The organism is Rubripirellula amarantea (genome assembly GCF_007859865.1).
Taxonomy (GTDB): domain Bacteria; phylum Planctomycetota; class Planctomycetia; order Pirellulales; family Pirellulaceae; genus Rubripirellula; species Rubripirellula amarantea.
In genome coordinates, this window is sequence record NZ_SJPI01000001.1 from 1,584,426 (window position 1) to 1,599,472 (window position 15,047).

The 15,047-nt window shown below is 52.9% G+C and carries 9 protein-coding genes; 4 read left to right on the forward strand and 5 right to left on the reverse strand.

Going from position 1 to position 15,047, the window contains the following annotated elements; genetic code table 11:
* The first annotated feature begins 146 nt into the window (after positions 1-146).
* Both Pla22_RS05745 and pncA read left to right on the forward strand, forming a co-directional pair.
* Positions 147-1,649, forward strand: a complete 1,503-nt coding sequence (locus Pla22_RS05745; RefSeq protein ID WP_146513765.1) for a nicotinate phosphoribosyltransferase — start codon at positions 147-149, stop codon at positions 1,647-1,649.
* Positions 1,646-2,245 carry a bifunctional nicotinamidase/pyrazinamidase gene (gene pncA, locus Pla22_RS05750; RefSeq protein ID WP_146513766.1) on the forward strand — a complete coding sequence of 200 codons (600 nt, stop codon included), beginning with the start codon at positions 1,646-1,648 and terminating at the stop codon, positions 2,243-2,245. The genes Pla22_RS05745 and pncA overlap by 4 nt, the downstream gene beginning before the upstream one ends.
* Before the next feature lie 81 nt (positions 2,246-2,326).
* Here the strand turns inward: pncA and Pla22_RS05755 are convergent, their stop codons facing one another.
* Positions 2,327-5,815 carry a serine/threonine-protein kinase gene (locus tag Pla22_RS05755; RefSeq protein ID WP_146513767.1) on the reverse strand — a complete coding sequence of 1,163 codons (3,489 nt, stop codon included), beginning with the start codon at positions 5,813-5,815 and terminating at the stop codon, positions 2,327-2,329.
* A complete protein-coding gene (locus tag Pla22_RS05760) occupies positions 5,812-6,429 on the reverse strand; it encodes an RNA polymerase sigma factor (protein WP_146513768.1) in 618 nt (205 codons plus the stop codon). The genes Pla22_RS05755 and Pla22_RS05760 overlap by 4 nt, the downstream gene beginning before the upstream one ends.
* 411 nt (positions 6,430-6,840) lie before the next feature.
* Between Pla22_RS05760 and Pla22_RS05765 the strand changes: the two genes are divergently transcribed.
* Together Pla22_RS05765 and Pla22_RS05770 are read left to right on the forward strand one after the other, a co-directional pair.
* The gene (locus Pla22_RS05765; RefSeq protein WP_146513769.1) at positions 6,841-7,851 is read left to right on the forward strand and encodes a DUF1559 domain-containing protein; all 1,011 of its coding nucleotides are present in this window, start codon (positions 6,841-6,843) and stop codon (positions 7,849-7,851) included.
* A gap of 22 nt (positions 7,852-7,873) precedes the next feature.
* Entirely contained in the window at positions 7,874-8,287 is a 414-nt protein-coding gene (locus tag Pla22_RS05770; RefSeq protein ID WP_165440531.1) for a peptidase associated/transthyretin-like domain-containing protein, read from the forward strand.
* 102 nt (positions 8,288-8,389) lie between these two features.
* On the opposite strand, the gene Pla22_RS05775 is transcribed toward Pla22_RS05770, so the two are convergent.
* The 3 genes from Pla22_RS05775 to Pla22_RS05785 form a co-directional block, all read right to left on the reverse strand.
* Entirely contained in the window at positions 8,390-9,136 is a 747-nt protein-coding gene (locus Pla22_RS05775; protein ID WP_165440532.1) for an alpha/beta hydrolase, read from the reverse strand.
* Positions 9,137-9,442: 306 nt separating this feature from the next.
* Positions 9,443-10,144 carry a CDP-alcohol phosphatidyltransferase family protein gene (locus Pla22_RS05780; protein WP_146513772.1) on the reverse strand — a complete coding sequence of 234 codons (702 nt, stop codon included), beginning with the start codon at positions 10,142-10,144 and terminating at the stop codon, positions 9,443-9,445.
* Positions 10,145-10,316: 172 nt separating this feature from the next.
* A complete protein-coding gene (locus Pla22_RS05785; RefSeq protein WP_146513773.1) occupies positions 10,317-14,948 on the reverse strand; it encodes a PVC-type heme-binding CxxCH protein in 4,632 nt (1,543 codons plus the stop codon).
* Positions 14,949-15,047 lie beyond the last annotated feature (99 nt).

The window sequence follows — 15,047 nt, forward strand, 5'->3', positions numbered from 1 at the left end:
AGCATCAAGGTTGTGTGCAGTAATGCTCAACTAACTCACCAAGCCGAGGCAGGCAATCTGCTTCGGCTTTTTTGTTGGTTTGTTGAACCTGCACCACAGACGACGCGTCGATATCCTTAGCAGTTCCTCATTGAAGAAAGAAAGACATGGACGACGATGGACTAGCCGGGCCTACGCCAACCGGTGCACTCCTTACCGATCTCTATCAATTGACGATGGGATACGGATATTGGAAGTCGGCACGTCATAATCGTCGCAGCGTGTTCCATCTCTTCTTTCGCAAAACACCATTCGGCGGTGGGTTTGCAGTCGCTGCAGGGATCGGACCAGCACTCGATTGGCTTGCGAACTTCCAAGTCACCAGCAGCGACATCGCCTATCTCGCTACGCTGAGCGGCAACGACGGAAAGCCACTCTTTGACCAACCGTTCTTGAACGCGATTGGTGACATGCGATTGGAAGTGGATGTCGATGCGGTGGACGAGGGAAGCGTTGTGTTCGCCCACGAACCCTTGATGCGGATATCGGGGCCGCTATGGCAGTGTCAGTGGATCGAAACGGCTTTGTTGGCGATCGTGAACTTTCAGACGCTGATTGCAACCAAGGCAGCAAGGATCTGCCACGCTGCAGGCGGTGAAGACGTGTTGGAGTTTGGACTTCGACGAGCTCAAGGGGTCGATGGCGGTTTGTCGGCCTCACGGGCTGCCTACATTGGTGGCTGCGCCGCTACCAGCAATGTACTAGCGGGAAAGCTCTATGGAATTCCTGTACGTGGAACTCATGCCCATAGCTGGGTGATGTCGTTTGACACTGAACTCGAAGCCTTCGAACATTACGCTGCGGCGATGCCCAACAACTGCGTATTCCTTGTGGACACGTACAACACGATCGTTGGAGTCCACAACGCCATCAAAATTGGTCGCAAGCTCGAAAAGCTGGGGCGTCGAATGGTTGGTGTCCGGTTGGACTCGGGCGACTTAGCCGCACTGAGCATTCAAGCTCGGCAACTGCTTGATGCGAGCGGTTTTCAAGACGCAAGAATTGTGGCCAGCAATGACTTAGATGAGTACAGGATCCAAACGCTGAAGCACGAGGGAGCGAAAATTTCGCTTTGGGGAGTGGGGACCCGATTGGTGACCGGAGGCGATCAAGGCGCCCTCGGCGGAGTCTACAAGTTGGCGTCTATCGAAGACGGACAAGGGAAAATGCAGCCCTGTATCAAGCTCTCGCAAGACGCAGTCAAAACGTCGACGCCGGGAGTTCAGCAAGTTCGACGCTACTTTCATGGTGATCAGATTTCGCACGATGTGATCTATGATCCGTCGCTCGCGATTCCGTTCGTAAATGACGCTTGTTGCGTGACCTTGATGGGATCATCCAGTGATCAATCGCCAACCGATCATCATGTTGAACTTTTGTCTCCGGTAATGCGAAACGGAACGCGGTTGGGCAACCAACCAAGTCTCATTCAGGTTCGACAGGCAGCGATCGACCAAGTCGGGAAACTGCCAGTTACCTTTCGTCAGCTAAGCTGTGACCGAGCATTTGACGTCTTACTGGAACCGCAACTCTGGCAGCTCAAGCAAAGTTTGATCGAGGAAGCTAAGGCCGATTCTACTTCCGTCATTCATGGACCGGCAACGCGATGAACGTTTTGCTACTGATCGACCTGCAGAACGATTTCATGCCGGGCGGATCGCTCGCGGTGTCGGACGCTGACGAAGTGATCCCGATCGCCAACGCAATGATGAAACGAGTTGATCTTGTCGTGGCAACTCAAGACTGGCATCCCGCCAATCACGGTAGTTTCGCTAGCCAACATGCTGATTGCAAAGTCGGCGACCTCATCGAACTTGCGGGGTTGCCTCAGATCGCGTGGCCCGATCACTGCATCGAAAGCACTATGGGGGCAAGTTTTCATCCCGCTTTGAATGTTGACGATATACATCACATCATCCACAAAGGCACGGATCCAAAGATCGACAGCTACAGCGGCTTCTTCGACAATGGCCGTCGGGCGGCCACCGGCCTGCATCACTACTTGCAAACCCAAGGTGCAATTCATCTGCATGTCATGGGTATTGCTAGTGACTACTGCGTTAAGTTCACCGTCCTGGACGCGTTGAGCCTCGGCTATCAAGTCACCGTCGACCTAGACGGTTGTCGCGGAGTCGAACTCACACCCGGCGATATAGATCTAGCCGTCCAGGAAATGTCTAAAGCAGGAGCCTCGGTTCAAACGTGATAGTTCTCATTGCCGAAGCCGAAGGGTTAAATCGCAAATAGTGTGATTGATCCCTATCATTACGAAGACGGTTCGAGCGAGTTATTCAAGCCGTATCAGTTTGGGGCGGTGGGATTTGGGTCGGGACGTTGGGTCTTCGACATGACGTTCGAGGTAGCTAATCCACTGGTTGTCTGCTGCAATCTCGATTCTACGTATCGGTGCTTGTTCGTCATGCGTGGGAATGTGACCGAGGTACTGCAAGGTCTCTGCATCCCAAAGCGAAAGATGACCGGTGTAGTTTCCCGCAACGAGATATCGACCCGTAGCATCGACCGATAGCGCGGTGATAGCGCTGTCTATTCCAACATGCAACGTAGGACGCGGCCAACGATCGCTAGTCATCGTTACTTTTCCAGCTAAATCATGCCGTCGAATCCGCCCATCCCTCGCACCGGAGTAGACCGAATCGCCGACTGGTTCTTTGATCACAGCGGTTAGCCCACCGATGCCGGAATCAACGGTTTGGCTAATCGCCTTGGATCGAACCCATTGCTTCACAAGGTCACCAAGCAAAACGAGGTCTTGGGAATCGGAAAACCACGCTGCATCAACCGAACTTGTCAGTTGATGTTCGGAAACGAGCGATACAGAGGGTTGGTTGCCGTTGTTGCCAAGCTCGAGAACAAGCAGTGAGAATCCAGCCACACATATCGCGACCTCCGTTCCTTCGCTATTCATCGTGATGAAGTCAACAGAATTTCGCGTTGAATTCTCGTCGACGACATGGGGAATGCGGTGGAATATCTTTCGCGAATCAAAGTCTAGGAAATCCACCGAGCCGTTAACTCGACCGATGACCAACACTCGTCCGTGCGGGTCGAGACATAGTTCCGATACAGTGGATTTTCCGGCGGAAACAATGATTTCGGAATGTCCTGTGAACGCATTGGACAACCTAACGCTACCGTCGGTGTGACCACTAACGATCGTTTCTTTACCATGACGAACGATCGTTGCCGCTGGCGGAACCGACTGGATCGATCGGTCAATAGTCGAGCGATCTAGAACAGTGACTCGCCCATCTTCGCCACCGGAAATGATGCGGCCAAGTGAATCGACCGCGAGTTGATTCACGGGACCTTGATGGATAACGCGGCGATCCGAGCAAGTCGGTTCCGTTGGCGGCACATTTTGGCTAGCCGCCAGGATGTCGACCATGTCGTAACAAATGACGTCACCCGCTGCGCTACCGATGAACAACTGGGAATTGTCTTTTGAAAAAACGACGGAATCAGCATACGAACTCGATGAATCCAGGAGAATCGACCAGATGACTTCGCGACGATGCTGCGATTCGGGATCGAATGATCCTGGAAACTCATGCGGACTGCCGGCCGATAAATCGGCAACCACCACGCGACCACCATCCGAATAGGAAACGGTTACCGCCACATAGCGTTGATCATGAGAAACCGAAATGCGGTGAATGTTGTAGCACATGTCCGTCAATTTCATGGCGCGATTTTGAATTTTCAGTTCGCGCAGAACTTCATGGGTAGCCGAATCGAACTGCAAGAATAGATCGGCCTCGTGGATGAATGTGATCGTCGATCCATCAACCGAGGTGTGGAGCTCTCGGTGACGTCGATGCGAGGGAAAGACTTTCTTGTAAGACTGGTCGGCCAATGATATTAGGCTGACCGGGCTATACCGACAGCCGATTGCCAACTGGTCGGGATCCGCCAAAAACGTCAGCGACTCAATCGTGGTGGGAAACCCCCAACGAGTGAAGATTGGTTTGTCATCATTGTTTTCAAAGACGTGAACTTCGTTGGCAGCGAAAACACTACGAGTGCCCGGTTGATCGCATAAGCCGACCGCAATTCGTTCAGCATTCTCGCTGACCGCCAAGGCGCAAATATTCTTGCCCTCGGGCATGACCAGTTCGCGAACTACTTTGCCGCTTTGGTCATCGACCATACGTAAGGTTCCGTCGACGTATCCGATGCAGGTTTGACCTTTGCTGTTAACCGGAGCAATTTCAGCAACCGGTGCGGGGCCCTCGGGCCACTGAGTCGTTCCTTCGCCAACGAGATTGCCAAGCATGGCGACGGCAAAATCGTTGTCGGCGTCGGAGTCCACATACTCTTTGATACGATTGACGGTAGCGGCGGCATCGGGTGCATCGCCACGACTTAGCGAGGCAAGTGCGAGCTTGATATCTGAAAGCATCGCAATTCGTTTCGCTTTCGCCCGGCTTTCAAGAGCCAACTCGCGCTGTCGACGTTCACCATCCAAAGATTCTTCGGCCAAAGCTTCGGCATCCAACGCACGCGAAACAGCGACCTGAAGCACGTGCTGTTGTTCTCTTAGCGCACGATTGTGTGACATCGAAATCACTGCAGTGGATGAGATCGCTATCAGCATCAAGGTCAGTAAGGCGGACTCAACGGGATGTCCACCAACGAAGGTCAAGGACCGTTCAATAATCCCGCGTGGCCTTGCTTTCACTTCAAGGCCCTGTTGAAATCGCCGCAAGTCATCAATCAGATGGGAAACGGATGGATAGCGTTGATCAGGTTCGAGCTCGAGACATCGTAGGCAAATAGCTTCAGCGTCGAGAGGAACCGACGCCTTGACGCTTCGCAATTTTGCTGGTGGACCAGTACAGACGGCTTCCACCATCTCGATGCCGGACTTTTCGGCATGAGGAAGACGACCGGTGAGCAAGCGATAAAACAGCACGCCCAACGCGTATTGATCACAGGCTTCGTTGTGGTCCAACTGCGAATGGAGAAACTGCTCGGGTGCCATGTACTGGAACGTACCCACCAAGCGCCTAGCCGTCTGTTCGTCGATCGTCTGACTGAGATCGCGAACCAAACCGAAATCGGTCAATCTAGGTTCAAACGGCAACTTGGAATCGTTCGTGGTCATAGCCAGGATAATGTTGGCCGGTTTGATATCGCGATGCACAAGTGACCGACCATGAGCATGCTCGATCGCACTTGCCAAACGCACCATGATCTCGACGGAATCAGCTACCGAAAGACGGTCAGCATTGTCCCGAAGCCACGACGCCAAGGTCGGGCCATCGCAGAACTCGGCAACCAAATACAACCTTCCATCGATGTCTAAGACTTCGTAGATAGGTACTAAGTTAGGATGGCTCAATCTGGCGACCGCGCGAGCTTCACGCAACCGTTGTTCATCGGGTAGATTCGGCGACGAATTCCTACGCAGTGCTTTGATCGCAACATCACGCTGCAGCACTTCATCGAAACCTCGATAAACCGTTGCGAAGCCACCGCTGCCTAAAATTCCCCGGATTGCGAATCGCTCGATTTGCTCGGGCATGGCACCATCGGCAGGATCCTTTGCGTCGCAGGAAATGCTTACGGTGGCGTCATCGAGACTACGCTCTTTAAAAAGAGCATGCAGCAATTTGATTGTCTCTACTAACTTTGGGTCGAGCGAATTCGCATTGCTGGGACCATCCTGTTCGGACGCCAGGTGATCATCATAGGCAGTCGCTTTCTCAATCAACCGCCGGTATGAAGTATTGGATTGAGTCGTTCGGAAACTCATGGGCGATCAGAATTCAATTGAGTACTGATCCGGGTAATCGCATGCATCCAGCGGCGACGGCATGTCGTCGTTGAGATCTCTAGTTCTGCGGCGATCTGTTCGAACGTCATGTTTTTGAGGTAACGCAACTCGACGATCTGACGTAGTTGTTCAGGCAAACCGCCTAATTCTGCAAGCATTTGATGTACCTGTTCTTGAGCTTCAATTTGCTCGCTCGGTGCAATTCCATTCGTAGCACCAGAGGTCGGTAACGGGTAGGCCTTGCCTTCGTGGTCGTCAAGAGAAACCATGCTACGACGATGTCGCCGAATGCTGTCGACAACCTTTCGTTCGGCAATTCGCATGACCCAGCTACGGAACTCTGCTTGGGTGTTGCCACGAAACTGGCTTCGTTTAGCTTGAACTAGGCACAACACACTTTGCACCACGTCGGAAACGCCCAGATGACGGCGGATGGATCTGGGCAATCGGTTGTCCACGATCTTCATAACGAATTGACCACACTGTTCCCAACAAAAATCCTCGGTGGAGTATTCGCCATCAGCAAAGAATGGCATCGAGGATTCGCTGGCTGTTTTGGATGGCTCGGTGGGGTCATTGGAGTGAGTGTTCACGAGAATCTTTCTACCGTGCCTCGAAGTGCCGTGCTTCAGCGGACCACGCCCCTGAAAACTCGAATGAGTCGTCAATGGCCGACGTTCAATGATCTCATCATCGGAATGATCTTACTTACAATCAAACTTTCAACGGTCTTCTAGGCAACATAGTGCTCGAGCCATCAAAAACATTGTCGAATTTTCGATAGATTATTGGCGAATCGCCCATCGGCATCCGTCTCTCTATCTAAGCGACATTGTTTTTTCGCAAGCCATCATTTTGGGGGATGGACTGCATCTTGAATGGTGAGTGCATTTCCCAAGTGCTTCCTTGCCGGTTAAAGTCGCTAAGTCACGGCTGGGCTTGGAACGCAACTTTAGCAGCTTTGAACGTGATTGATGATCGATGCTCGTAGAAGGTGATTGGAAATGGGTGATGCAAATTCCTTTCGACAACGTCGTGATCGCGGATTCACGATTGTCGAATTGTTGGTGACGATCACAGTCATCGGAATTCTGGTCGGTTTACTATTGCCCGCCGTGCAAGCCGCTCGCGAGGCTGCCCGACGGATGGACTGCAGCAATCGATCTCGGCAGATTGGGCTGGCCTTTCACAACTATCACTCCGCATACAAACAACTTCCGCGAGCTTGGTGGCTCGAGACGCCTCCTTCACGATCTTTCAACGGCAGCAACTGGTCCATGGATCTCTTGCCATTCCTTGAACTGGACATGGTTTGGCTTCGGATTGACCAAAGTCGCTTGAAGGCGGACCAAACCAGTCCGTCGAGTGTGGCTGCATTGCAGCAACCCATTGGTGTTTTTACCTGTCCTTCGGCACCGGGCGAACCAGAAACTCGCCGTTATCGATTCGATGCGACACAGGCTGGCCTGCCATTCACGGCAACCAATTTGGCTCCATCGGATTTCAGTCCGACGACAGGCGTGCGAGGTTTGATCGCCAATCATGCGTTTGGCTCTCAACTGGCAAGTAATCGCGAAGGAGCACTGCAGGTTGTCAGCGAAATCTTTGGAGGCGACAACGATGGACACTTTCGTGACATCCTCGATGGTCTTTCCCACACATTCTTGGTGGGCGAACGTACCGGGGGAAACCAGATTTACAACGGCAACCAATATGATCCGGTAGCGACCATGTTCTTGAGCGAACTTGATGGTGGAGGTTGGGGAGACCTACTTAACGGCGAACATTGGATTCAAGGTTCGCTCAAAGGTGGAATCGGTTGGCCGCCTCAAGGTGGCCCGTGCGCAGTCAATTGCACAAACGCCCGCGGTTTTGGGTTTCACAGCTTTCACGTCGGTGGGTGCCACTTTGTGATGGCGGATGGTTCGGTTCAGTTCTTTAATTCGGAAGTTGATGCTCGATTGTTTGCATCGCATGTAACACGTCGCGGGGGCGAAACCATTGCTTCACAATAGGGCAACCATGATGGGGCGGCGTATGCCGATGTTCGTTATGACTCTTGCGGTTCTAACGATCGGATGTGGTAGCCCGAAACGGAATGGTGACTACGTCAAGATTACAGGAACCGTTCATGTGGATGGGGCGCCCGCTGAGGGTGTTGTGGTCCGACTTTATTCGGATTCGCAAGGCACTTCCTTATCCAATGGCGTCAGCGGGCCCGATGGAAGGCTAACCATATCGACTCATGAGCTAGGCGATGGAGCGTTGCCAGGGCGCTACGAAGTCACATGCACCTGGAGCGATTTCGATCCTCTTTCGCGATCATGGACCGGCGACCAATTAGAGGGGCGGTACGCGACCAAGGGCGAATCAGGAATTGTGTGGGACGTCGATGCCGAGGACAGCTTTGATGCTGGCATCCTCGATCTTCGCAATCCCGCAGCGAAGTAGAATCTCAGCCGAATAAAAGAGTACCGAACCAACATCACCACTCGGAACGAAGTAACCTGCAGAACGACGTCCCCTGCAGAAAGTTCCCTGCGGAAGCACTGTTTAACGCGGTCGATAGATGTCAAACGTCCGTTGGTGATGTTGCATGATTCTATCTCCCTCAACTTCGTAGCTACCGGCGGCGGTGTGCGAGACGTTTGGGATCGATAAGAATTCGTGCGAGATACCAAGTTCGTTGAGGTATGCGGAATACTTCAGATTGAATTCGTAGTTGAAGCACTTTGTTCCGTCCCAAACCAAAATGCTTAGGTCGGGCTTATCGGATCGAGAGGAATACACTTTGGCTAAATCCCAGGCGTTGTACCCGAGTGGCATGAAACGCAATTTCTCAGACTCGTAGCCATTGTTTTCCTGGATTCTCTTTTCTGGACCGTAACCCGATCCGCCGGGTGCGACCGAAAGAAACAAGTCGGGATGTTTGAACATGATACGCGTTACACCGCGTCCGCCTTGCGAGTAGCCTTCCAGCGCCCGTCCTTCGCGGGTGCCCCACGTTCGATACGTTGAATCGATGTGCGGAATGAGTTCGTCGATAAACACGGACTCACCCATGCCATGTTCCAACTCTGGCATGTCGTACCAACTAATTGGGCCACCGTTGGGAAAAACATAGATTGTTGGTTTGATGGTTCCCTTTTGAATGGCTGCGTCGATAAAGCGAGACAATCGGATAGCCTTGTTCTCTCCACCGGGACGACCGCCGTGAAGGTGATAAACGACGGGATAGCGATCTTCTGACGTATCGTAGCCGGGCGGAAGATAAACGTAGTACCCGACATCAAATCCCATCGACGCACTTGTGAAGGTGGCGTGCCTCAACGTCTTGGCTAACGATTTGTTCTTTGATTGTGATCTTGCCGGTGGCGATGACCATGCAAATGGTTTTGCAGGCTTCGCTGCTTGATCCTTTGGCTTTGGATTGGATGTTTGAGCGAATGTAGAGTTTGCCAAAACGAAAAGGGTTAGCGTGGCGGTTGTTGTAAATATCGCTCGGTTCATGTCGCTGTTATCGCTTTGTACATAATTAAAATCGAACTCCGGCAACCGCGACGATCTTTCGGCTTCAAAGTATCGTGCTGGTGATCGCGAACGAGTCTAACGGATTCTGGGTGAATGATGGGTTCGCGTTGTTATCCATTCCGAGGTATCGGGTTTCGCATTTGAACGGTTCACTTCTTGGACAGCTAGAACAAGGTTCGTCGTTAGCTGAACCAATCCACCAAGAATCAAGACCACATAGCAAGTGGTCGCAAAGGGGGTTGCTGCTGAGGACAGCGCAGGAACGCCCATTGCAACACTCAACGATGACCCAAAAACTGCTAGCAGCGTCTTGAACTCCGTCGGCCCGAACTTCGCGAGCGTGAATTCACCGATAAGCTTCGCCTTAATATTGGTTAGCACAGCGGTCGCGAACAAACAAACCACCGCAACGATGGCGAGGTCCAAACGGTTGATGGCGACACCGATCCCGATAAGCCAGTAAGCGAACGAAAGCGGATCCGTGAAATGATCGAGCAGTTCGCCACCGTTGCGGCATTGTCCCGTTTCGCGTGCGTGAGTGCCGTCGATACAGTCAGCCAAGTGATTGCCAACCACGCCGATCGATCCCAGGATCCCGCACCACCAGAACTGTAGTGCGAACGCAAAGCCAATCGCCCCGGCGATGGCGCTAAGATGGCCAATCAAAACGATTCCTTCGGGCGGAAACCATGCTGGAATAGACAATCGAGGATATAGCTTCTTAAAAAGTGGGCCGATCCAGGGATCGAGAAGGCTGTAAGAGATGCGTTTCGACATGACTGTAACTCGCTAGCGACAACAGAACCGTTGTTCCACTAGAGCCCATCTTGCTACTTCGGTAGCGCAAGAAAATCACAAATCGATTCATAGCTGAACTTGATGGTTCTTATGCGAAGCTTGATCTGCAATTTATGCATGCGGACCACGATGGCTCGACGATCGATTGCATCTAATTCGAAGTTTGCGAAGGCGTGAACTCGATCCGGTCGATTCCCACCATGTAGCCAGCGACTGCTTGATCATTCTTTCCAACGATCGTGATTTTCAGTGGTAGTAAGCGTTCCGAGCTAATCGAGACATCTGCAAATGTCATCGGGGGACCCATCGTGACCTCGCCAGAGTAAAAGTCTTGCTGCTTAACTTCCTGATCATCGAGCCCAACGGAAATGATCGCGTAGTCTCGCGCTTGGGTGAAGAAAATCGAGACATCGAAATTGCCGTCGGAAGTTGGCACTACGACGTTCAGCGTGAGCGTTTGAGACGGGTCGGCACCGGTCCACCAAAGTTGTTGATCGCCCGACCAATCGTTACCGAAGTGTTTCATTGCTTGTGAGCGAACTTGGCCGCCGCTCGCCTCGACATTCTTAATGGTTTCGGCTTCCACAATCGTAGTATTCGGGTTTTTTGGGCGTGATGCGGAAGTTGGGTGATCGTTTGGCCGCTTAACTTGATGGGGCGACATCAAGTACTTGAAAAGACTACGGACTTGGTCGTCACTCATGGGTTGGAGCTGACCCTCGGGCATCATCGAAACTTCAGACAACGATCGTTCTTCGATTTCATCAACGGGCAACACGATCTTTTCGGTTGCCGTTTGTACCGTGATGGCATCTTCATTTTCCTCGTTAACGATTCCTGCGATCACGCGTCCGTCCGTGGTCAAGAATTTCGTCATTTGATAGGCACGTCCAATCAACGCGTTCGGTTCCAGAATATTCTCGAGCCAATAGTCAACACTTGTCCGGTTGGCACCGGTGATGTCGGGACCAATCATGCCCCCTTCGCCGAACAACCGATGGCATGTTCCGCAGTTAGCTTCGAAGATGGATCGGCCTGCCGAGGCGTTTGCTTTGGCAATCATTGGTGGCGTCAGGACGCTTCGATACTTTTTGTATGCGGATTGCTTTTCTTGACTCGACGAGGCAATGCGTCCCCAGCTTCTTTCGATTCGAACTAGCAAGTCGGGATCACCCCATGAAACCGCTTGCCGAACGATGTATGCAGGAACGGATTTCGGTTCGATAACTTGCGACTCCATCGCATGGACGAGTCGCTCAGTGGTTGCTTTCCGCGATGACAGCCAGTTCATCGCAGCAAGTTTTGCGGCAGGGGTTAGATGCGGGAAAGACTGCAGCAACTTGTCCGCAATTGCTGGGTCGTCGAAGCTTGCTAGTGCAGCGACCGCTTCCGTTGAAACCGAGGCATCGTCCAAGAGAGCGAACACTTGCTTGGGCAACATCGCGTCACCGGCGGATCGTAGCGATGAAAGTGCGGAAAGACGTTCCGATTTGGGCAATGAGCGATCGGCCAAGCGTTCCCGCAGATACGGAAACACCGACTCGTCGCCATACTGGATTGCAAGTTCGCGCGCGAGGTTTGAAATACCCTGTTCGTGGACCAGTGAAAGTTGTTTCATTCTTTCCGGCCAACGATCAGGCATTGTCACACCTCCGCGGCGTTTCGCATCGTCGATTAATTCGGTTAAGACGAGTGCACGAGTGGCTGTCGACTTCGTTTCGCTCAACCAGCTCATCAGCGTATCGCGACCTACTCGGCTTCCGACAACCCGCCGCACCGCGAACCGAAACAAACTCGGTAATCCTGAGGTCTCGGCCAATTCCATTGCACGTGCAGGATCCTCGACAGCCATGGGTTCTAGTGCGTACCAGACCAAGAAAGGTAAATTACGGTCGTTCGGATTGATGCCGTTGGCAAGCAACGGTTTCACGATCTGCCACCTCTGCGAGACTGGTATCCGCTGCAATAGGGATACGATGTATCGCTGAACGACTAGGCTTTTGTCAGATTTGCTAAGTTTCGCTACTTCGTCGAGTAGTGGTGACAACAACGGTTTCATCGCTTCGCCAGCCAATTGAACTGCCCAGCCCCGTACATACGGATCCCGGTCGTTCATCCAAGCGATCAATTGCGGATCGTTTGCGGCACCGATGCCCGCGTAGGTCCATACGGCTCGCAAGCGGTCGCGTGGCAAACTCGAGTCGTCGATAATTCTTGCTAATTGGCCGGCAACGCTGTCGACGAGTAAACTCGCAGCGGCTCGTTCGCTAAGAACTCGTTGAGCTTGGCGAGCAAAAAATCCGTTGTTGCTGCGTAGACGCTCGACTAGTTGATCGGTCGATTCGCTCCACAAGTCAAACGACTGCGGACGAATGTCGCCATATCGAATTCGGTACAACCGACCGTCGGTGCGATCCCAAACCTCTTGATCGCGATTGTGGCAGGTTTGAATGTCGTACCAATCTGACGTATAGAGCGCGCCATCGGGGCCGACCATGATGCCAACTCCGATCTGTTTGTGATCACGCGCGAGGGCAAAATCGGGTTGGTGAAGTCCCACATAGCCTGAACCGTCACGAACGAGAGTCTCTTGCACAACACGATGGCCGTGTAAGTTGTGAAAGAATAGGTTTTGGCGGTAGTTCAGCGGAAACACGTCTGCGTTATAGATCGCTAGTCCGCAATGAGCATGGCCTCCGCCAAGCACCGACGTGTCGAGCGGCGTGGACCGCTGTTCGATAGGCATGTCGCCCCAATACGCGTGCTCGGAAACGCGGCCAGCAAAGTGAGCGTGGTCAGCGATCGTCTTGATGTCATCGTACGTTGCTGCATTGAAGTGTTGGCCACCTTGCCGTTGGTATCGCCCGCCTTGGATCATGTGATACAGATGCGGAATGACACAGGCGCTGATAAACCAATCGCCTTGATCATTGAAGTCGACGCCCCACGGGTTGCTGGTTCCGTGCGCGTACACTTCAAAGCGATGCTGTGTCGGATGATACCGCCATACTCCCGCGTTCATCTTTACGCGTTCACTCGGTGGTGAACCCGGTTTGCCGACTTCGCTGTGCGTGAACACACCATGGCATCCGTACAACCAACCATCGGGACCCCATGTAAAACTATTAAGTGTTTCGTGCGTGTCCTGATAGCCCCACCCATTGAGCAGCACTTGCGGCGGCCCATCCGGTTTCCCATCGTGATCGGCATCGGGGATGAAGAGTAACTCCGGTGCAGCTCCGATCCATACTCCGCCGAATCCAACTTCGATGCCGCTTGCCAAATTAATGCCTTCGATAAACGTGGTCTTGGTTTCGAACGCGCCATCGGAATCGGTGTCCTCAAGAATAATGACGCGATCGCGACCTTGGCCTTCTGGCGCCTTCGTCGGATAGGTGTGCCCTTCGATAACCCAAATTCTTCCGCGGGCATCAAAGCACATCGCGATCGGCTGAGTTAATTCGGGCTCGGCGGCAACAACATCTACGGTAAATCCGTCATCAGTCAACATTTGTTCGGCCGCTTGTTCGGGCGACAAACCATTGGCGTACTTCGATTGATCGCGGCCTTCGGATTGTCGCCACGCCGTGGGTGCAGCTTGACTGGCTAGATCGTTTTGCAGATGAACGGTCAGCCCACGTTTGCTGGCTGAAACGACGTCAAGCCTTTGATCGCCGTCCAGGTCGGCGACTAATATATCGGTGCCCACGCCCGAGTCATTGTCGATCAAATGCGGAACAAAATGAGTTTGGTCCGCTTTGACGTTTTCGAACCAGTACAGAACCGGCTCTTGTAAGCCGCCCACATCGTGACCATTGTGCGCCATCCAGCGCTTGCCGGTGACGATGTCTTTGCGACCATCGGAGTTCACGTCAGCCAACACAACCGCGTGCAGTTGGCTGAAGACGACTCCGTAGTCATTGTCAGTCGAGGAGTCACCCATGATGTCGTGCTGAACAAACTCACCGTCGCCGATTTGTTCAAACCACGCTAGACCGTGACCGTGCGCTGAAAGCGACGAAACAATGTCGGCATCGCCATCGTCGTCTAAGTCATCAACGCAGATCTGTGCACCGCCGGGCAATCCCGGTTGAGGTGCCCATCGATGTGGCTGCCAAAGTTCGTCGCTACTTGCCTCGGAAGGTTGCTCCCACCAAAACGTTTTATTGAGCAGGTCCATGCGGCCGTCGGAATTAACATCACCGACACCCATTCCATGCTCAAATCGACCGGAGCACGCTCCCGCTCGCGTGATGCCGTGCCATGTCCAGGGCAACGTCGGGTCAGTACCCGCTTCGTAATATCCGTAGCGAGATTCACGACCGCAAACAATTTCGGGAAGTCCGCCCGGAACCAAGTCGACGATCGATGGTGATTCATTGTCAACAACATCCGCGACTTCATGTAATGCCCAAGCTTGGTCGAGAGATTGAGGACCAGGATTAAGATACAGTCGTGCTGCTTGGCCAGGAAACCCAATCACGAGCACATCGTTATGTCCATCAGCGTTGGCGTCAAAGACGTGGCTAAAGAATTGATCGCTGTAGCTGGATATCGGGAACTGGCGGGCGGGTGCAATTTCAAACGATTCTTCGAAGCTGGGACCACGAAACCATAATGGGCCTGCGACCAAGTCCGTGATACCGTCGCCGTCGATGTCGCCCGCAGACGCACCTTCGCTGTAGAAAGTCTGATGGACCGGCTTTCGATTCCACGCTTGTGCATACGTGGAAACTGATACGACCAACGTTAGTAGCAGTGCATGAATGCCGGTTTTAGTCATGGGCGTGAGCTCTAAGGGCTAGAAGGCAGGGCACGTGAGGTGGGAACCAACAAGTTTAAACCACTCCATTGGCCCAGGTTGGGTGAACGTCAATAAATC